Origin of the sequence: Streptococcus ratti FA-1 = DSM 20564 (genome assembly GCF_000286075.1) — a bacterium.
Taxonomy (GTDB): domain Bacteria; phylum Bacillota; class Bacilli; order Lactobacillales; family Streptococcaceae; genus Streptococcus; species Streptococcus ratti.
This window is the reverse complement of the sequence record NZ_AJTZ01000005.1, coordinates 1,521,334-1,540,681: the sequence shown is the minus strand read 5'-3', so window position 1 is coordinate 1,540,681 and position 19,348 is coordinate 1,521,334. Positions and strand designations below refer to the sequence as shown.

The following is a 19,348-nucleotide window of genomic DNA, read 5'->3' as shown; positions in this document are numbered from 1 at the left end:
GATTCTGAGCCCTCCAAATAAGTTGTGACTAACGATAGCAAAAAAGCATGGACAATAGCTGAACGGTACTTTGATTGAGAATTTGAAAAAAGCGGCCAAATTCTTAGGCGACAGATATGCAATGGGGGGTTAAAAGATGCAGTCAGCTATAGAGATGTAAAACTGGTAAGTATGATAAAAAAGATCCCCCTTACACTGCATCGCTTATCTGAAATGATTGTAAAAACCAGAGAAATTTCAGCGGCAGTGTCAGCCATCTACTATAAAGTAAAAAAGAGGCTAGGACGAAAAGTCCGACATCCACTATAAAAAGCGAACAAAATGAGTTTCTCTGACATTTAAACTTCTGTTTTGTTCGCTTTGTTATTAATTTTAGCCATTCAAAGGACTTGATAATAAAGACTTTTAAAAATCAAAATCCTTTTGTCTCAACCTCTTTTTTTAATCCATTGAAATGGTAGAATGTTTATAACCATAAATGAAATAGATTAAAACACCAATTACAGTGCTGACCGCAAATGCAATCCAGGTAATCGTCATATATTGACTCATCAGTGCTAAACATATAATTATTGAAATAATCGGCAGTATTGGTATAAAAGGTGTTTTAAACTCTCCGGTCTTGGGTTCCCCTTGATCTTTTCTTAATTTAATAATAGCAACTGCCAGCATAATAAGATAGGCTAAAGTACAAATATTTAGAAATTCTGCAATACTGGAAAGAGGGAATACCCCCGCACAAATCATGGAGGCAAATCCTACCAAAAGTGTAGCATTTTTAGGGACCTTACTGCGTTTTGTAACAACGCTAAATTTTTGCGGCAAAAGGCCATCGCGACTGATACTGTAAACTGTTCTTGCCAAAGCATAAGTCATTGAAATACAGACGGTTATCAACGTTAAAATAGCAATAATAGAAATGTAGTCAGCTGCCCAATTTAAACCTGCTTGGCGAAGGGCGTAAGCGACTGCATCAGCCACATTTAATTTAGAATAGTGAACAATTCCTGTCAGTACCAAAGTAACACTGGCATAAAGAATTGTTACAATAGTTAAGGAAGTTATAATGCCTTTAGGAATTGTTTTTTGTGGTTCTTGAACCTCATCGACGGCCATCGAAATAGATTCAAATCCTAAAAAAGCAAAAAACATCAAAGAAGCACCGGCCATTATTCCTGTCTGTCCTCCGTAAATTTGGCCAAAGCCAAAAGGAGAAAAGTTAGACCAATTTTCAGGTTTTAGGTGAAAAAACCCCACAACTATGAAAAGAGCCAAAGCAGAAAACTTCATGATAACCAGGCTGCTGTTGAAGCGCAGAGCAATTTTAGAATTCAAAAGAACAATTCCCGTAACCAGCAGAACAACTAAAACCGGCAGCAAATCAATATAACTGCCCTTACTTGGATTGAAAGTACCATTTAAAGATGTTGGCAGCTTTATATTATAGCTCAATAACAGCCCCTTGAGATAGCTTCCCCAGCCAGAAGCAACGCTGGATACCGCAGTCAGAAATTCCATGATAATATACCAACCGGCCATCCAAGCAGGAAATTCTCCTAAAGTAGCATATAAATAACTGTACGCTCCCCCATTTGCCGGAATTCTTGATGCAAATTCTGCATAAAAAAGAGCCGAAATTCCAACAGCCACTGCCGCAATAATGATCGAAATTACCAAAGCTGGACCTGCATATTGCGCAGCACCTATACCAGTAATCGTAAAGATTCCTGTTCCTACCATTGAACCCAAACCAAGAAAAATCAAGTCCACTATTTTGAGGTGGCGCTTCATTTCTGTTTTATCTAACTTTGTATTCTTCTTTCTGAATATAGTCATCATTTCTCCTAAATAGTTTTAACAACCATATTAGTTTATCACAGTAAACAGTCCTTGTAAATTTAATTGAGCAAAAAAAAGAACCTGAACAAAAACGGTCTGGGGATAGACCGTTTTTGTTCAGCAACTAGAATTAAGACTTGATTTCTGTCCCACTTTCTCTTTGTTTTATAATTCGATAATATTCGGTTCGTAGCCAATAGCCTCTAGAAATTTGAGTAGATCTGTCGTGTCTAAAAAGAGTGTTTTTTCATTGGTGTTGGGGTGAAAACTCATTCGTTTTTCCGACATGATTTCTTTGTCAAAATAAACTTGAATATCTTTATCTTCATTGTTCAACAATCCAAAAGGAGAGACGATGCCTGCCGGCAACATCATTTTTTCAAATAGACTGTCAGAGGACGCCATGCGGATTCTATTGGCTCCTACCAGTTCTTTAAACAAGTCCATGTCCAAGCGTTTTTTGTCGTCCATGATGAGTAAGTAGTAAGCAGTTTTCTTTTTGTTAGTGAGAAACATGGTTTTGGTGCGGACACCTTCAATACCTTCGATAAAGCTATCTGCTTGCTCGGTCGTAAGTGCCGGTTCGTGTTCCACAATTTCAAATGGAATATTTAGTTTGTTTAAGGTTTCTTCTACTTTTGTGTATAAGTCCACTTTTTTACCTCCTTTGACTTGTTCTGTTGCCTTTATTTTAGCATATCAAGGCAGACTTTTCTAGCAACGATCGACAGCTTACTTAGAAATTTGAATTATAGTCTATGGGAGGGCTGGGTAAAAACTCAAATTTTAAAAAGAATAATGCTAAAAAGTCCTAAAATCGTGTTGTCAAAAACGTTGATTTTAGGACTTTTGCTATTCTAAAGAGTTTTTACCCAGCCTCTTTTTTAATATCAGTCAGCCTTATCTTCAGTCATTTTTTCTTTGATTTCATCATAAGACAATGCATGAGCTTCCTCTGAATCATCATCTGACTTTTCAGGAATCTTTCCTGTTTCGTAAATAAACTTGATTTGTGCAGCATCAAGTGTTTCATACTTAAGCAAGGCTTCTGCAATTAATTTATGTGTTTCCCGATTGCCATTAATAATATCAGCTGCCTTATTGCGAGCTTCATTTAGCAGATCGCGGACCTCTTCATCAATAAGAAGGGCTGTCTGAGCTGAATAGGTCTTTTCAGGCGCAAACTGACCTGGCATCATTGAATGATCGCCTTCATATTGAACAGGGCCGAGTTTCTCACTCATACCATATTCGGTTACCATTGCACGAGCTAACTGTGTTGCCTGTTCAAAGTCGTTGGAAGCACCCGTTGTTTGAGCATTAAAAATGATTTCTTCGGCAACACGGCCTCCCATGAGTCCAGCCAGTTGCTCTTTCAAGTCATCTTTAGACAGCAGATTCTGATCTTCCTTTGGAAGTGCAATCATGTAACCGCCGGCGCGGCCGCGCGGAACAATTGTAACCTTATGAACAACACGCGCATTTGATAAAACAAGTCCTACAATAGTATGTCCAGCTTCATGATAAGCAACCATCTGACGCTCATGTTCAGAAATGGTTTTATCCTTCTTAGAAGGACCAGCAATAACACGGTCTTCAGCCTCATCAATATCACTGGCATCAATTGTTTTCTTATTACGGCGGGCTGCGACAAGAGCAGCTTCATTCAAAACATTTTCTAAGTCTGCACCGACAAATCCTGGTGTTTGCTGAGCAATGACTTTTAAGTCAACATCTTTAGCCAGAGGTTTATTCTTCGAATGGACGCGAAGGATAGCTTCGCGGCCCTTAACATCCGGTCTACCGACAAGAACCTTACGGTCAAAGCGTCCGGGACGAAGAAGCGCAGGATCCAGAACATCGCTGCGGTTGGTTGCAGCAATAACAATGATATTTTCATTCCCTTCAAAACCATCCATTTCAATCAGCAGCTGGTTGAGGGTTTGTTCACGCTCATCGTTTCCGCCTCCCATTCCGGCTCCGCGGCGACGTCCGACAGCATCGATTTCATCAATAAAGATAATAGCACGCTCAGCCTTTTTGGCATCTTCAAAGAGGGAACGGACACGGCTGGCTCCGACACCGACAAACATTTCAACAAAATCTGAGCCTGAAATGCTGAAGAAAGGAACACCTGCTTCCCCAGCTACTGCTTTAGCAAGCAAGGTTTTACCAGTACCTGGAGGCCCTTCAAGGAGGACGCCTGACGGAATACGAGCTCCTAAAGCTTTATAGCGTTTTGGCTCCTTTAAGAAATCAACCACTTCAATAAGTTCTTGTTTTTCTTCTTCTGCACCGGCAACATCTGAAAAGCGCACTTTAATATCACTTTTAGAAGATGAACGCGCCTTGTTTTTACCAAAGCTCATAGCGCCGCGGGCACCGCCACCGCCTTGATTCATCATCATGGTAAAGAAGAAGATCATAATGAGAATTGGCAGGAAGCTTATGAGGAAAGAAATCCAGGCACCGCTTGAACTCTCTTGCTTAACAGAAATTTTTGTTCCTTGATCTTCTGCCAGCTTTTCAATTTTTTCAATAGAAGCGCTGTTAGGCAGAACAATTGATGTAAACTTCTTAACTTTTGTAGTACTGCCGTTAAAGAAGGCCAAGTCACTATTTGTCTTTATTTCTTTAGCCTTTTCATACTCACCTGTTACTTGAACGATGCTGCCGCTGGGCTGATAGGTAATTGATTTTATATCACCTGCTTTGACATGTTTAACAAGGGTCGTGTAACTGATTTTTTCACTCTGTGAACCTGTTCCTCTAAAAAAATACTGAAAACCAGTTACAATAGCCAAAATCAGTATGATATAAACAAAGGAGTTTCTCACAAATCCATTATTTCGATTATTTTTCATGTATTACTAACAACCTTTTTTCTTATTTTGAATAAACTTCTTCTTTCAGCACTCCTACATAAGGAAGATTACGGTAATTTTCAGCGTAATCCAAACCAAAGCCAACGATAAATTCATTTGGAACATCGTAACAGACATAATCAGCATCAATGTCAACGACACGGCCTTCAGGTTTATCAAACAATGTAGCAATCTTGACAGATTTTGCCCGACGGTACTTAAACATATCACGCAGATATTTTAAAGTGCGGCCGGTATCGATAATATCTTCAATAAAGACAACATCGCGGCCCTCGATATTAGTGTCAACATCTTTTAATATCTTGACTTCACCGCTGCTGGTAGTGCCGCCATGATAACTTGATACAACCATGAAATCAATTTCAACATGCGTATCAATATGTTTCATTAACTCAGCCATAAAAGGAACAGAACCCTTTAAAACACCGACTAAAAGAGGATTTTTTCCGGCATAGTCTTTGGTTAACTGAGCACCTAACTCTTTGGTTTTAAGGATAATTTCTTCTTCAGAATAGAGAACTTTTTTAATATCTTGTTCGAGCATCTCTCACCAATTTCTATTTTGAATATAAAGTCTGCCTTTCATTATACCATCTTTAAAATCTTTTCTCAAATAAGTAACATCATCTAAAAGAATTAAAATGATTTCGCCAGCCTGCTCAATAATAACCGCTTCTGAGCGTTTAGCAGGAGGAATTTTTTCATCAATAAACAGGCGCCGTACTTTTTTAGAATAAGATCCCAGCTGAATTTTATCCCCCGGTCTGCGTTTTCTGATCAAAATAGGAGCGTCACTCTTTAAAGGAAACCCTTCTTTAGAATCTGACTCTTTTTGGAAAGAAAAAATGTACTGACCATATTTGACCATACTGTCACATTCTAGCACTCTTTGTTCATCATCTCCATCCGTCTTAAGACCTATTTTAGCAATTTCAAACATTTTATCATCTTTTTTTAAATAATAGCCATTTTTTAAGTAATGGTGATAATAATTTTTTGTTCTAAGAATATGCAGCAGGTCGTTAAACTGCTTCTTGCTTATATTTAAATCAGGAAATTTTTCGAGATAGCCTTGTAGCAAAAAATACTGAACGGACTCACTTTGGTTTTGAAAAACCTGACAGTCCTGAGGATCCAACTGCTTGCTTAAATCAGCAAAGGCCTGAAAAAGCTTGTCTGTTTCTGCGCCTAGGTCAATTAAATGCCGAGCTATTTGAGGATTTTCCTGCTTTAACGTTGGTAGGTAAGTATTTCTGATTCTATTTCTTAAATAGCGGCTCTCCTTGTTTGAGCTGTCGTCAAAGTGAAAAATATACGGTAAATCTTTTTTAGAAAAAGTCAAAAAGGGCCGGATTAGCTGACCGCAGGCAAAAGGCTGCACTTCCTTAATTCCAGTTAAATAACGCAGGCGTGATCCTCTCAGTAAACGCAAGAAAACCGTCTCAGCCTGATCATCAGCATGATGGGCAGTGACAAGAGCTGTGTAACCATACTTGAACATAATCTTTTTAAAAAAAGCATAACGAAAATCACGCGCTTTTTTTTCGGAAAACGGTCCTTTATAAGTATCGCTGTAAAAAGGGAGCTGCTTTTTCTCAGCCCAATTTTTAAGGTAAGTCTCTTCCTCATCAGACTGAAGGCGCTGCTTATGATTAATGTGTGCTAGGCCTATTTTTATATTTAGCTGCTTTTGATAAGCATGCAAAAAGTGCAGCAGATTCATAGAATCTACTCCACCTGATACAGCTATTAAAACTTTGTCATGCTTGTCAAAAAACTTTTTATGTTCAACATATTTAAAAATCTTGTCGTAGATCATTTTAAGATACCGTACACATCATCAGCGATTGCTGAGATATTGTTATAAGATGATTTATCTGTAAAAATAGATAAGACAAAGGGTTCACTAGTGTAAATGACAGCTACATCATGCTTATAGTTATAGGCATCCCCGATTTTATGAGCAACAGGAACAGCAATATCACGAGAAATCCGATTACTGTCAAACTCAGTTGTTTTTAAATAATTTAAAGCTGAGCCGCTCTGATTATAGAGAGCTTCCATGACGTTTGCTGCTGTCCTTGATGAAACCTTTCGAGTGTCCATATTCCACTGGGCACCAGCTGCTCTTTGAATGGTTTCCTGATAAGTTCTATCATATTTGTGGGCAATATAATAACCTAAAATATTGCTGGCAACGTTGTCTGAATGCTGAGTTACCGCTTTTAATAAGCTATCTACAGTATAGGCCTTATTATCTGCTTTTTTAGGCATTTTACCGCTACCCTCAGTCTTATAGGCTCCTTTAAATTGATTAACTTGTTCGGTATAGGTCAGTTTATCCGTTAATTTTACTTTTTTGTCTTTAATTTGTTTTTCAACAAAATATAAAATAGGAAGCTTAGTCACACTGGCAGAGTACATTGCCTTGTCTTCGTTAATCCCGGCTGTCTTTTGCGTATACAGCTGCTTGATGTAGATAGAATAGTTAGATTTATTGTATTTTTTATTTAACAAATCCTGAACTTTTTCCATACGATTGTCTGCGACATCTAAATCTTTTTCATTAATCCAGCCTTGGCCGTCAGCTTTTAAATAGATTCCATGGTTGGTAACGGCTCTTTTAGAAACATGTACCTTACTGTAGCCTGTAAGTTTCGTTTTGACCTTTTTTACACCTGCAACATAAGGATCTTGATAAATGGTAAATGTTTTTTTAAGCCAAAAATTTCTGGAAAAATAATCCTGCCGAAGAACAATATCAGCATAGACACTATCATAACTAGCCTTTGTAAAGCGGCCATCTGATAGCTTAAAGACCGGTGTCTTGACATTTTTTGTAATCAAGGCCTTGATTTTCAAAGCAGAATCGGGCTTAATTTTTTGAGTTTTTCCTGTCAGATCAGCCTTCGGAAAACTGGAAATAGCATGATAAACATTGGGATTTGTCGGAATGTGATTAAAAAACGCCGCAGGTTCTTTTTCCGTGCTAATCGCCAAAATAGGAGCAGAAAAAACAAACATTAACATAAGGGCTAACAGTTTTTTCATTTTGCTCCTCCTACTTTATTTTGAACCTTAATTTTATGAGATGGCTTTTCTCGCAAAGCCTGATTTTTTTGAGCTAATTCTTCCAATTTATCATCAGAATAAGCTAAAAATTTTTCGACTGTTTCAATTAAATGTTCCATTATTTCGGCAATAAACTTGGTGCAGGGTAAATATTTTCTCCGTCAATGGAGTAATAATATTTAGCACGTGCATACTTTTCAACATAACTGTCATTTTTCAGACGCTTAGCAAATTTTTGTTCAGCCTCTGTTTTAGCATTTAGCTGCTCTTGCTGTTTTTGCAGTTTGACAATCTGTTCTTTTTTCTCCTGTAAATTCATATAACTGGCAACCAGATTGTAGGCCGGCAAAATAAAAAGCAAAATAATAAAGACTAAAATCCAACCAATGAAGCGATGGCGGCGTCTCATCTCCTCTTCTTCATAGCGTTTTCTGCTGTTTTCATCATTAATGTACTTATTATTAAGCTGAACAATATTAGGTTTCTCCATCTGGTTCAATCCTCGTCTCACTTATGATTTCATACATATTGGCAGCATCATCTTTTTTAGTGCTGTCTTTCATTTCTAAAACACGGACTGTCAGCAATTTACTGCCAAAGCGTATTTCAATAGTATCGTTAATTTTTAAATCTGTTGAACTTTTGGCCAAGATACCATTAACTTTGACACGTCCCTTATCAGCCACTTCCTTGGCTATCGGGCGTCGTTTTATAATACGGGATACTTTCAAATACTTATCTAATCTCAACTAATCACCTCAAGTCTATTTTTTTATTCTAACATTTTTCTTTTTAAAAAGATAGGAAGAGCTTAGCTGCATACCTATATTTTCTGTTGAAAACTGCTAAAAAAATTTATTGGCATTAACTTAATGATTAACTTTTCTCATTTAAACCCTCTCCAAATTTGAGCAGCTCTTCTAAAATTTCATAATCTTTCTTTGTTTTTACATTAAAAATAATCTTAATCTGTCCTTCTTCTTCACTAATCTGAGCTTTAAGACTGGTTTTAGATAAGGCTTCAAAATAATCCTGAGTCAGATAAAATTTCTGAGAGGCTTTTTCAAATAAAACACTAATACGATCGTCTTTTTTCTCCAATAAAATCACAAAAGCTTTATCCATATAAGACTTAACAAGGCCGATTTCCAGCAAGTAAGCTACCTGGTCTGGATATTCGCCAAAACGATCTATCAGCTCATCTTGAAGTTCTTGATAATCTTCACGGCTGTCAATTTCACGGATTCTCTTATAAATGTCTATTTTTTGCCGTTCATCAGCAATGTAGCTGTCTGGCAGATAGGCATCGATTTGCAGATTAATTTCTGCATTTCCTTTGGAGCGAGCCTGTGATTTCCCTAATTTTGCTGCAATAGCTTCTTCTAGCAGCTGCGAATACATTTCAAAGCCTACAGAATCAATAAAGCCGCTCTGTGATGACCCTAAAAGATTGCCAGCACCGCGGATAGACAAATCCCGCATGGCAATTTTAAAGCCTGAACCAAGTTCTGTAAATCCTTTGATGGCTTCCAAACGTTTTTCTGAAACTTCAGTTAAAATTTTATCTGGATGATACATAAGGTAAGCATAAGCAATACGGCTGCTTCGGCCAACACGGCCCCGAAGCTGATACAGGGTTGATAATCCCATATGATCCGCATTTTCAATGAAAAGTGTATTAACATTTGAAATGTCAACACCAGTCTCAATGATTGTCGTTGTTACTAAAATATCATACTCCCCATCAATAAAATCCATCAAAGTATTTTCAAGCTGAATTTCGCTCATTTGTCCATGAACAAAACCAATGCTGGCTTCTGGAACTAACTCCTGAAGTTCTGAGACTTTCTTGTCAATTGTGTCAACTTTATTGTAAACATAGAATACCTGACCGCCACGGTCAATTTCGCGGATAATGGCCTCACGGATGACCCCTTGATTGTTTTCCATAACATAAGTCTGGACAGGATAGCGGTTAGTTGGCGGTGTTTCAATCACTGATAAATCACGTATTCCAAGCATAGACATGTGCAGTGTTCGCGGAATTGGAGTAGCTGTCAAGGTTAAGACATCAATTTTTGTCTTCAGTTTTTTCAGCGTTTCCTTATGTTTAACGCCAAAACGCTGCTCTTCATCAATGACCAGAAAACCTAAATCTTTAAAAGTAACATCTTTGGAAAGCAGACGGTGGGTACCAATAATAATATCAATTTGGCCCTTTGCTAATTTTTTCAGAGTTTCCTGCTGCTCTGCTTTTGTTTTAAAACGGCTCATGACATCAATATTGACCGGAAAATTTTCAAAACGTTCTTTGAAATTATTGTAATGCTGCTGAGCCAGAACAGTTGTTGGCACCAAAACAGCTACTTGTTTGCCATCATTCACAGCCTTAAAAGCTGCCCTCATGGCTACTTCCGTTTTTCCGAAACCAACATCTCCAACAAGTAAACGATCCATGGGCTGCTCTTTTTCCATGTCTTTTTTAACTTCCTGAATAGATCTTAGCTGGTCCTCAGTTTCAATGTAGGAAAAATGATTATCAAAAGCTTCTTGACTGTCATCATCCGCAGAAAAAGCAAAGCCCTTTAGCTGACTGCGTTCAGCGTACAGTTTCAAAAGATCGTCAGCGATATCCTCAACCTGGCGCGATACCTTTTGCTTAGCTCTCTGAAAACGGCCGTCATTTAGCTTATTAATCTTTGGTTCTTTTCCGTCACTGGCAACATATTTTGAAAGCATTTCTATCTGTTCGACAGGAATAGAAATACGGTCAGAATTTTGATACTGGATGGTTAAATAATCGCGATGGACACCTGATACTTCAATAGTTTCAATCCCCAGAAAACGGCCAATTCCATGAACATTATGAACAACATAATCTCCCTTTTCCAGCTCATTGTAATTTTTAAGACGTTCAGCATTGCTGGCAGTCTTACGGTGGATTTTTCGCTTGATTTTTTTATGGAAAATTTCACGCTCAGTGATAAGAGCAATCTTTTCATCAGCAAAATAAAATCCGCTGGACAGATTTCCAATAATCAGCTGTGCTTGATTTTCAAGGATCTTATCAGCTTCACTCATTGGTAAAATCAAATGATATTCCTGTAAAGTTTCTTGTAAACGTTCTTGACTGAGCTGTGAATCTGTCTGTAAAAGAACTGTAGCGCCTGATTTCTGATAACGTTCGATTTCACTAACTAATAAGGGAAACTGATTAAAAAACTCCTGCATGGGATATTGCGTAAAGTTATAAACACAGTTGAACTTTAAATTTCCCAATCCTTTGTGGAAATTTGAAAAGAAAACAGCAGGTTGATACTGCCGCAAATAACCATAAGTATCCGCAAAATAAGATAAACTTGACACCGCTTTACCATTTTGTAAATCTTCTGTCAAAAGAGTGGCCGCATCCAAATCAAAACGGCTGTTTCTGTCTATAATCTTTTGAAAATCGTCAAAAAAGATAGGTATTTGTTTAGGCAGATAATCCAGCAGCGTCCATTCTTTTTGATAGAAAAAAGATAAAAATTTTCTAATATCCTGATGCCGATGATAATCTTTTGTAACTGCCAAGACTTCCTTCAAATAGGATTTTAAATTCTCACTAGCAGTAACGGGAACTTTCTCCAGCTGGCGGCAGGCACGCTCAAAATCACTTTCCGCAAGAACAATGTCATCAGATGGTGTTAAAATGAAGGAATCAAGATTAGCAAGGGATTTTTGGCTATCAACATCAAAAGTACGAATACCATCTATTTCATCACCAAAGAACTCAAGGCGGTAAGGTAGTTCTTGCTCAATTTCATAGATATCTAAAATATCTCCTCTTTTGCTGAATTCTCCCGGATTATACACCTGAGACACTTTTTCATAACCATTATTTAATAATTGCTTTACAAGATTGTCAAGGTCATATTCTTCACCAACAGCTAGTTTTAATCTGGCAGCTTGATAATCTTGTGGATTTGGCAGCAATATTCGAGTTCCTGCAATACTGGTAATCAAGACCCCCTCTTTTTGCTCGTCTAACAGAAAATTCAAGCTCTTGACACGAGAATTTGTCTTGTCTTGAGATGCAAAAATAAATTCAGCTGCCGCTGCATCGTCAGCAAAAAAACGATAGACTTTTTCTTCGCCTATCAAACTGATTAAATCATCTGATAGCTTTTCAGCCTCATTTTGTGTTGAAGTAACAATTACTATTTTTCCTTGGCGGCCGCTCCAAACTGCCGCTATTGCCAAAGCCTTACTAGCGTTTGACAGTCCTGTTACTAACTGTCTGTTAGGAGCAGACAGCAGCTCAGTCAATTTTTTAAGTTTAGTATTTTCTTTAAATAAATCAATTATAGTCATCTTATCCATTGAATTTTTGCATGGTCATATTAAAATCTTTAGTCTGTAAATAATACTTTACAGCTTCGTCAACTTTGTCAATTGTCTTTAAAATGGTTATACGGTCATCTTTATCAAACTTTCCAAGAACATGGTGAACAACATTCACATCAGTTTTAGGACGGCCAATCCCAATCTTAACACGATCAAATTCCTGTGTTCCAAGTTCTTTAATAATACTTTTAATTCCATTATGACCACCAGCAGAGCCTTTCTGCCGAAAGCGTATTTTCCCCACTTCCATATCCAAATCATCATAAATAACAATCAAATCTTCAGGACCTAAATTATAATATGCTAAAAAAGCTCTGACAGCTAGGCCGCTGGCATTCATAAATGTGGTAGGTTTAATAAAATAAATCTTTTCACCATCAATAAAAGCACTGGCTTCCTCTGCTTTGAAGACTTTATTTTCTGTAAAGTTAACATTCAAAGAGTTGACAATCTTGTCAACCGTCATAAAGCCAACATTATGCTTTGTATCCTTATACTTACTTCCCGGATTGCCTAATCCAACAATTAATTTTGTCATTTTTTCCTTTCAAAGACCAAAAGGGAGCTGGGAAAATTTCCCAACTCTTTTTAGGTTATAGGTGATTTTATACCTCTTTTTAGCACTTTAAACATTAAAACGAAATTCCATGATGTCTCCATCCTGAACAACGTAATCTTTCCCCTCTTCACGCAGCCGGCCAGCTTCTTTAACAGCTTTTTCCGAGCCATATTTGATAAGATCATCATAGGACATCGTCACAGCGCGGATAAAACCCCTTTCAAAATCCGAATGAATGATACCAGCAGCTTGTGGAGCTTTTATTCCACGTTTGAAGGTCCAAGCGCGTACTTCTTTTTCTCCTGCTGTAAAGTAAGTTCCAAGACCAAGTAATTGATAGGCTGCACGTGTCAACTTATCCACGCCAGATTCTGCTAAACCAAGAGCCTCCAAAAACTCTCCCTTATCCTCATCGTCTAATTCTGAAATCTCTTCTTCAGCACGCGCTGAAATCACGACAGCTTCAGCATTTTCAGTAGCTGCAAAATTACGAATTTGCTGAACATATTCGATGTCATCAGGATTAGCAACCTTATCTTCATCCACATTGGCTACATAAAGTACCGGTTTTGTTGTCAGTAAAAACAAGCCCTTGACAATTTTTTGTTCATCTTCTGTAAAGTCAATGGTTCTGGCTGATTTACCGTCCTCAAGAACTGGCTTGATTTTTTCAAGTACCTTAAATTCAGCTACAGAATCCTTATCTTTTTGCGTACGTGCAATCTTTTCAACACGAGCATAACGTTTATTGACAGATTCCAAATCTGCTAAAATCAATTCTAAATTAATCGTTTCAATATCTGCTATCGGGTCAACAAAGGCATCTTCACGCCCTTGTTCACGCATGACATTTTCATCATCAAAAGCACGGACAACATGGACAATGGCATCAACTTCACGGATATTAGCTAAAAATTTATTGCCAAGCCCTTCACCCTTTGACGCTCCCTTTACAATACCTGCAATATCAGTAAATTCAAAAGTTGTTGGAACAGTTTTCTTAGGTTTTATCAATTCTGTCAGTTTTTGCAGCCGTGCATCCGGCACCTCAACCATGCCAACATTGGGATCAATTGTCGCGAAAGGGTAGTTGGCAGCTTCCGCACCTGCCTTTGTAATCGCATTAAAAAGAGTTGATTTCCCAACGTTTGGCAAACCAACAATACCTGCCGTTAAAGCCATAAATTCTAGTCTCCGTTATTTTATTCAATCATGACTATTATAGCAAAAAAGATAAGAAAAAGCTTGCCAATTAACAAGCTTAATGTAAAATCTCAGCAATACCTCTTAGAAACCATAATACCAAACCTCCAAGAGGAAATAACAGCCACCAATAGTTTACTAAAAATTCCCAGCCGTTCATATGTTTTTCAGTTTTTTTCTCCACAGCATTCTCAACAACTTTTTCATCTTCTTTTCCTAAAACAAGCTTATCTAGGCTAACTTCAAAAATATCTGCCAGTTTTATCAGATTGTTCATATCAGGCGCTGCTTCGCCATTTTCCCATTTGGAGATTGCTTGACGGGAGATGAAAAGTTGATTAGCCAGTTCTTCCTGCGAAAGTTCACACTCAGTTCGTAATTTTTTTAATTGATTTGAAAACTGTAACATAGTAGCTCCTCCTTCTCCTCCCTATCATAAATCTTTTATTTAATGCTTACTAGCAACTGTAAGCAAAATAGTAGTTAAAGTTGCGCAACATTTTTATAAGACTTTCTTCATCTTCCTTTCAAAATCATGTCTGCTCATCATGACGACATGATCACAATTGGTACAGCGAATTTTGATATCTGCACCGAGACGCACTACTTCCCAGCAATTAGCTTTTTTACCTGTCGCCTTGATGGTACAGGCATGCGGCTTTTTCATTTCAACTAAAGATCCTAATTCGTACATTTTTTCTCCTTTTACAGATAAATTTTCCTTTGATAACCGCTAAATTTTTCAGTCGATAGCTCAACCACTTCGCCGTCTATTTGTGCTACGACTGGCTTTGAAAAATTCAATGTTATTGTCCTGTATGATTGATGCTTCAAACGATCGTTTTTACGGTGTTTTTTTAAAACCAAAGTCAGCAGCCCCATTATATTTTGAAAAGTATTCCCTTTTTCTAAGTAAACCAAATCAAGTTGGTTTGTTTTAAGAGAGGCTTCTGGCCAAATCATAATACCACCTCCAAAATAAGCATTATTTGCTAAAACAAAAAGGAATAAATTTGAAAGAGTTTTAGTCATTCCTTCTTCATCAGTAACTGTTACTGAGACACTTTCTTGATTAAAAATAGAACGTATTCCTAAAAACAAATAAGTTAATTTTCCCAAATGAATCTTATTTAATCGTTTTTTCCAAGCTGAATTTTCAGATAAAACAATCACACGCGCATTAAATCCAATGCCTAGACTGTTTAAAATGAGATGATTGGCTGATTGAAAAACATTAATAGTTTGTGTTTTTTGCTGCTGTAAGGCTCCAATCATTTTTTCTAAACGAAAAGAATAAAAACCTCGACCAAAATCATTGCCTGAACCTGATGGTAAGTAAGCAAAGGGAATGTCTTGGGGTAAAACATACAAGGTCTTAGATAAAGTTCCATCTCCACCAATAATTAACAATTGATCTTGATGAGAATCATAAGATTCAAGAATTCTTTTTAGCTGGTGTGCTTCGTCATTAAAATAGCGCGTTTGGTAAATTTTCGCCTTAAACTGTGGATAAGTCTCTTTGATTAATGTTGCTTTTTTTAGACCGCTTTTATCCCCTGAATTAGGATTTACTAAAATATAGAGCATAAGTTCATTATATCATATTGATAAAAAATAACGCCTGCTGCAGGCGTTATTGCGTTATTTAGTTTGTACGGACAGGTGTAATCAGCTGAATGAAGTTTTCGCTGTCATCACCCGGTGTTAGAGTGAAAGGACGGATTGGCGAAATAAAACGAATAGTAACCGTCTCACTTTTAAGAGCTTTTAGAGCTTCGATAAGATAAGTTGGGTTAAAACTGATTGTTAAATCATTTCCTGATAAGTTTTCAACGTCAAGCTCTTCATTAACTTTTCCGACCTCGGGTGAGTTAACATGGGCTGTCACTTGATTGTTGATAATTTCTAATTTTACTGTGCCATTTTGTGTTGCATTGGAAATAAGATGCGCCCGTTCCATGGCATAGCGTAGAGAATTAGTATTAAAAACAACTTCGGTTTCAAAATTATTAGCCAGCAGACGGTCAGTATCTGGATAATTGCCCTCTAAAAGGCGCGTGTAAAAGCTGATTGTTTCACTTCTAAAGAGGATTTGGCTGCTGGAAAAGAACACCTCTACAGTTTCCACATCTTCAGTGAAAACCGCTGCAAATTCACGCAAAGAACGGCTAGGGATAACCACATCAAAATCATCAGTCGAATTTTCTAGGATTAGTTTGCGCTGACTCATTCGATGAGAGTCTGTTGCCACAGCTTTAAATTCTTTATGGTTGGTCAATACTAAATGAACACCTGTTAAAATTGGACGGCTTTCTTGGGTACTGGCAGCAAAAGCTGTTTCAGAAATAATCGTTTTCAACAGTTTTGTTTCCAAAATTAAAGGATTGTTGGTGACAACTTCCTGCAAACGCGGATATTGTTCAACATCTTTTCCTTTGAGAGTAATTTCTGATTTGCCGCTGTTTAAAACTACTTGATGCTGTTCGATTTCTTCAAAATCCAAAGTAACATCCGGCAGACTGGAAACAACGTTAATAAAGAAATTGGCTTCAAGCAGGATTGAACCAGGAGAAGTAATTAGCAGCCCTGCATTTTCATCATCGGCTGAAATGGTATTTTCAATGGAAATCTGACCGTTAGAACCGGTTAAAACGATTGATTGGGAACGAACTTCGATTTTTAAGCTGGAAAGAATAGGAATAGCATTTTTAGAACTGATAGCTCGTTTGGTTGCATTTAGAGCCTGCAGGAAAAAGGTTTTATTAATTGAGAATTTTATCATGGAATACTCCTTTATTTTATAAGTATTAAGTTAGTGGTAGTAGTAGGTCTTGTGCACAGTGCGGATAAGTCTGAGAAACTGAGCTACGGCCTAGCTTAAGAGTTGTTCACAATTTGTGGATAAAAAGTTAGTTTTCTTAGACTTATGCACAGATGCCTATTTTATTTTATTTTTTATCGTCTCCAACTCAATTTTTAGGCTGTCATCCTGAGCTAGCATATTTTTTATTTTATTATAAGCGTGCAGGACGGTTGAATGGTCGCGTCCGCCAAACTCTTTCCCGATTTTTGGAAGGCTGTTGTCAGTCATTTCACGCGCTAAATACATGCCAACCTGACGTGCCAAAACAATGTTTTGTGTTCGTTTGGTCGATTTGATTTCCTTGACAGTTACGCCGTAAAATTTTCCTACCTGCTTTTGAATGTCTTCAATAGGAATAACGATCATCTTAGGACTGCTGTCTTGTTTTCTGGCTCTGATCGCTTCTGCTGCAACTTCAACGGTTATAACATCAAGATTTCTGTAATTGGCCACCAGGCTGATATCTTTCAAAGCACCTTCTAAATCCCGGACATTGGAATCAAACTGTCCTGCCAGATATTCAATTGTTTCTGACTGGAAGCTGTAGTTATATTCTTGAATTTTATTATTTAAAATAGCGACACGGGTTTCAAAATCAGGGGGTGTAATGTTAACCGTCAGTCCCCATTTAAAGCGCGTAACCAAACGCTGTTCCAAATCATTAAGATCATCTGGTGTTCGGTCACTGGTTAGAACAATCTGTTTATTATTATCGTGAAGGGCATTAAAGGTATTGAAAAATTCTTCCTGTGTAGCGGCCAAACTTTTCTTGGCCAAAGATTGGATATCATCAATCAGCAACAAATCTAAATTACGAAATTTCTGCTTAAGTTCATCCATATTTTGCAGTCTGATGTGGACAACAAATTCATTGATGAAGTTTTCAGCAGAAATATACTTAATCCGAGCCTTAGGATTATTGGCTAAAACGGCATTGCCGATAGCATTTAACAGATGGGTTTTTCCTAAACCAGGTCCTCCGTAAATAAAAAGAGGATTGTAGGTCGTTCCCGGAAGGTCTGCTACAGATACAGAAGCTGTGAAGGCCCAGCGATTTTCATCACCAATTACAAAGTTATTAAAGCTGTATTTTGGATTAAGATCGTTTTGCACAATGGGCAGAGACTGGACTGAAGGTGCAGACTCATCAGTTTGGGAATCAGTGTTTGGTGGTTGCTCTTCCTCTTCAGAAATATAGTCAATAGAAATTTCAGTATTGAAAACTTCAAAACCAGCTGTCAGCACAACAGGCTGCAGATTTTTTTCCCAGAACAGCTTTTTCATATCATCAAGCACAATGGTTGCAGTGCTTCCTTCAACTTTCTGCAGTTTAGCATCTGAAACGAAAAAATCAAATGTAGCTTGTTTTAATTGACTTTGTGCAAGTTCTAAGACCCTATTCCAAAAAATTTCGTCATTTTTTGTCATAGTGTGCTCCTATAAAGATTTGTAATAAGAAAATTTTACCATAAAAGACAAAAGTTTTCCACAGCTGCAAATGAAAAATCCACATTGTAAATAAAAGTTTTCCACAAGTTGTGGAAAAAGAAATAAAAACAGTTAATTCAGCTGTTTGAGCTGTTTTTTGCTGTGGAAAAAAGCGTTAGAAAAAAGTTAAAATGAACAAGCTAATTAAGCCTGTTCATTATTCTGTTGAATTCTTCTTCAGATGTAAAGGAAATTTTCAGCTGTCCCTGGTTCTGTTTATTGTAGTGAATGGAAACAGGCAGACCCAGAAGCTGGCTGATTTCTTTTTCTTTTTCTGAAATGAAAATATCTTTTGGCGGTTTTTTCTTGTTTTCTTTTTTGGACAGATTTTTCAAAGCTCTTTCAAGCTGGCGGACACTGAGCTGTTCATCAAGAATTTTATGAAACCAACTATTCTGCAGCTCTTGCTTATTAATGCTTAAGAGCAGGCGCGCGTGTCCCTGAGAAATTACTCCCTTTTCAAGGGCTTGTTTGATGTCAGCTGGCAGATTTAGGAGTCTGATGCTGTTAGTAATATAAGGCCTGGATTTTCCGATGGCTTTTGCGATATCATCATGAGTCATTTGACTTTTGATGATAAGATTTTGATAGGCCTTAGCCTCTTCAATCGGATTAAGATCGGAACGCTGTAAATTTTCAATAATAGCCTGCTTCATACTGTCTTTGTCGGAAACATCTTTGATAATGACAGGAATCTTATCTAATCCAGCCATCTTAACCGCTTTTAACCGCCGCTCTCCTGCAATTAAATCGTAACCGAAAATATCTGACTTTCTGACAATAATAGGCTGAATCAGTCCATTTTCTTTAATGGACTGTGTCAGCTCTTTCAGTTCTTTAGGCTCAAAATGAAGTCTTGGCTGATAAGGATTGGGATTAATATCTTTGGGGTCAAGGTATTTTAGTTCTTCAGGCATCATTAACTCCATGAAAAAGGAAGGACAAAAATGTGCTAGAGTTTAAAAGGAACACTCTTTTGTCCATTCCTGATACAGTTGAAAAATCTTGCTTAATAGCAGGTATTGATTGTTAAAGGATTAATATTCAGATTTA

At 37.4% G+C, this 19,348-nt stretch carries 18 protein-coding genes; all 18 read right to left on the bottom strand.

The genetic code is table 11. The annotated features are described in order from the left end of the window. Positions 1-441: 441 nt before the first annotated feature. The 18 genes from SRA_RS09215 to SRA_RS09130 all read right to left on the bottom strand — a co-directional run bounded on the left by SRA_RS09215 (position 442) and on the right by SRA_RS09130 (position 19,212). Entirely contained in the window at positions 442-1,839 is a 1,398-nt protein-coding gene (locus SRA_RS09215; protein ID WP_126417892.1) for an amino acid permease, read from the bottom strand. A gap of 165 nt (positions 1,840-2,004) precedes the next feature. Further along, positions 2,005-2,493, bottom strand: a complete 489-nt coding sequence (locus SRA_RS09210; protein WP_003090138.1) for a prolyl-tRNA synthetase associated domain-containing protein — start codon at positions 2,491-2,493, stop codon at positions 2,005-2,007. A gap of 236 nt (positions 2,494-2,729) precedes the next feature. After that, positions 2,730-4,703 (bottom strand): ATP-dependent zinc metalloprotease FtsH, encoded by a 1,974-nt coding sequence (gene ftsH / locus SRA_RS09205; RefSeq protein WP_003090137.1) that lies wholly within the window; start codon positions 4,701-4,703, stop codon positions 2,730-2,732. 22 nt (positions 4,704-4,725) lie between these two features. Further along, positions 4,726-5,268 (bottom strand): hypoxanthine phosphoribosyltransferase, encoded by a 543-nt coding sequence (gene hpt / locus SRA_RS09200; protein WP_003090136.1) that lies wholly within the window; start codon positions 5,266-5,268, stop codon positions 4,726-4,728. A gap of 3 nt (positions 5,269-5,271) precedes the next feature. Beyond that, a complete protein-coding gene (tilS, locus tag SRA_RS09195; RefSeq protein WP_003090135.1) occupies positions 5,272-6,543 on the bottom strand; it encodes a tRNA lysidine(34) synthetase TilS in 1,272 nt (423 codons plus the stop codon). Further along, positions 6,540-7,775 carry a serine hydrolase gene (locus SRA_RS09190; protein WP_003090134.1) on the bottom strand — a complete coding sequence of 412 codons (1,236 nt, stop codon included), beginning with the start codon at positions 7,773-7,775 and terminating at the stop codon, positions 6,540-6,542. Before SRA_RS09190 ends, tilS begins: the two co-directional genes overlap by 4 nt. After that, complete coding sequence (locus SRA_RS09185; protein ID WP_003090133.1) at positions 7,772-7,915, bottom strand: SP_0009 family protein; 144 nt, start codon at positions 7,913-7,915, stop codon at positions 7,772-7,774. Before SRA_RS09185 ends, SRA_RS09190 begins: the two co-directional genes overlap by 4 nt. Continuing rightward, on the bottom strand, positions 7,915-8,286 hold the full coding sequence (locus SRA_RS09180) for an FtsB family cell division protein (protein ID WP_003090131.1): 372 nt from the start codon (positions 8,284-8,286) through the stop codon (positions 7,915-7,917). Before SRA_RS09180 ends, SRA_RS09185 begins: the two co-directional genes overlap by 1 nt. Then, positions 8,273-8,545 carry an RNA-binding S4 domain-containing protein gene (locus SRA_RS09175; RefSeq protein ID WP_003090129.1) on the bottom strand — a complete coding sequence of 91 codons (273 nt, stop codon included), beginning with the start codon at positions 8,543-8,545 and terminating at the stop codon, positions 8,273-8,275. The genes SRA_RS09180 and SRA_RS09175 overlap by 14 nt, the downstream gene beginning before the upstream one ends. Before the next feature lie 127 nt (positions 8,546-8,672). After that, positions 8,673-12,158 carry a transcription-repair coupling factor gene (gene mfd / locus SRA_RS09170; RefSeq protein ID WP_003090127.1) on the bottom strand — a complete coding sequence of 1,162 codons (3,486 nt, stop codon included), beginning with the start codon at positions 12,156-12,158 and terminating at the stop codon, positions 8,673-8,675. Next, a complete protein-coding gene (gene pth, locus SRA_RS09165; RefSeq protein WP_003090125.1) occupies positions 12,151-12,720 on the bottom strand; it encodes an aminoacyl-tRNA hydrolase in 570 nt (189 codons plus the stop codon). Before pth ends, mfd begins: the two co-directional genes overlap by 8 nt. Positions 12,721-12,807: 87 nt before the next feature. Next, positions 12,808-13,923, bottom strand: a complete 1,116-nt coding sequence (gene ychF, locus SRA_RS09160; protein WP_003090123.1) for a redox-regulated ATPase YchF — start codon at positions 13,921-13,923, stop codon at positions 12,808-12,810. 79 nt (positions 13,924-14,002) lie between these two features. Further along, positions 14,003-14,353 (bottom strand): helix-turn-helix domain-containing protein, encoded by a 351-nt coding sequence (locus SRA_RS09155; protein ID WP_003090120.1) that lies wholly within the window; start codon positions 14,351-14,353, stop codon positions 14,003-14,005. 93 nt (positions 14,354-14,446) lie between these two features. Continuing rightward, entirely contained in the window at positions 14,447-14,638 is a 192-nt protein-coding gene (locus SRA_RS09150; protein WP_003090118.1) for a DUF951 domain-containing protein, read from the bottom strand. 11 nt (positions 14,639-14,649) lie between these two features. Beyond that, positions 14,650-15,531 carry a diacylglycerol/lipid kinase family protein gene (locus tag SRA_RS09145; protein WP_003090116.1) on the bottom strand — a complete coding sequence of 294 codons (882 nt, stop codon included), beginning with the start codon at positions 15,529-15,531 and terminating at the stop codon, positions 14,650-14,652. Positions 15,532-15,589: 58 nt separating this feature from the next. Then, positions 15,590-16,726, bottom strand: coding sequence for a DNA polymerase III subunit beta (gene dnaN, locus SRA_RS09140; protein WP_003090114.1), 1,137 nt, complete (start codon positions 16,724-16,726; stop codon positions 15,590-15,592). A 156-nt stretch (positions 16,727-16,882) separates the two neighbouring features. Beyond that, positions 16,883-18,235 carry a chromosomal replication initiator protein DnaA gene (gene dnaA, locus SRA_RS09135; RefSeq protein WP_003090112.1) on the bottom strand — a complete coding sequence of 451 codons (1,353 nt, stop codon included), beginning with the start codon at positions 18,233-18,235 and terminating at the stop codon, positions 16,883-16,885. Between the two features lie 200 nt (positions 18,236-18,435). After that, a complete protein-coding gene (locus tag SRA_RS09130) occupies positions 18,436-19,212 on the bottom strand; it encodes a ParB/RepB/Spo0J family partition protein (protein ID WP_003090109.1) in 777 nt (258 codons plus the stop codon). Positions 19,213-19,348 lie beyond the last annotated feature (136 nt).

Bases quoted from the DNA above. Each gene is read 5' to 3' on its own strand.
- SRA_RS09215 (WP_126417892.1), bottom strand. From the start codon at position 1,839: ATGATGACTATATTCAGAAAGAAGAATACAAAGTTAGATAAAACAGAA.
- ftsH (WP_003090137.1), bottom strand. From the start codon at position 4,703: ATGAAAAATAATCGAAATAATGGATTTGTGAGAAACTCCTTTGTTTAT.
- hpt (WP_003090136.1), bottom strand. From the start codon at position 5,268: ATGCTCGAACAAGATATTAAAAAAGTTCTCTATTCTGAAGAAGAAATT.
- tilS (WP_003090135.1), bottom strand. From the start codon at position 6,543: ATGATCTACGACAAGATTTTTAAATATGTTGAACATAAAAAGTTTTTT.
- SRA_RS09190 (WP_003090134.1), bottom strand. From the start codon at position 7,775: ATGAAAAAACTGTTAGCCCTTATGTTAATGTTTGTTTTTTCTGCTCCT.
- SRA_RS09185 (WP_003090133.1), bottom strand. From the start codon at position 7,915: ATGGAACATTTAATTGAAACAGTCGAAAAATTTTTAGCTTATTCTGAT.
- SRA_RS09180 (WP_003090131.1), bottom strand. From the start codon at position 8,286: ATGGAGAAACCTAATATTGTTCAGCTTAATAATAAGTACATTAATGAT.
- mfd (WP_003090127.1), bottom strand. From the start codon at position 12,158: ATGGATAAGATGACTATAATTGATTTATTTAAAGAAAATACTAAACTT.
- pth (WP_003090125.1), bottom strand. From the start codon at position 12,720: ATGACAAAATTAATTGTTGGATTAGGCAATCCGGGAAGTAAGTATAAG.
- ychF (WP_003090123.1), bottom strand. From the start codon at position 13,923: ATGGCTTTAACGGCAGGTATTGTTGGTTTGCCAAACGTTGGGAAATCA.
- SRA_RS09155 (WP_003090120.1), bottom strand. From the start codon at position 14,353: ATGTTACAGTTTTCAAATCAATTAAAAAAATTACGAACTGAGTGTGAA.
- SRA_RS09150 (WP_003090118.1), bottom strand. From the start codon at position 14,638: ATGTACGAATTAGGATCTTTAGTTGAAATGAAAAAGCCGCATGCCTGT.
- SRA_RS09145 (WP_003090116.1), bottom strand. From the start codon at position 15,531: ATGCTCTATATTTTAGTAAATCCTAATTCAGGGGATAAAAGCGGTCTA.
- dnaN (WP_003090114.1), bottom strand. From the start codon at position 16,726: ATGATAAAATTCTCAATTAATAAAACCTTTTTCCTGCAGGCTCTAAAT.
- dnaA (WP_003090112.1), bottom strand. From the start codon at position 18,235: ATGACAAAAAATGACGAAATTTTTTGGAATAGGGTCTTAGAACTTGCA.
- SRA_RS09130 (WP_003090109.1), bottom strand. From the start codon at position 19,212: ATGCCTGAAGAACTAAAATACCTTGACCCCAAAGATATTAATCCCAAT.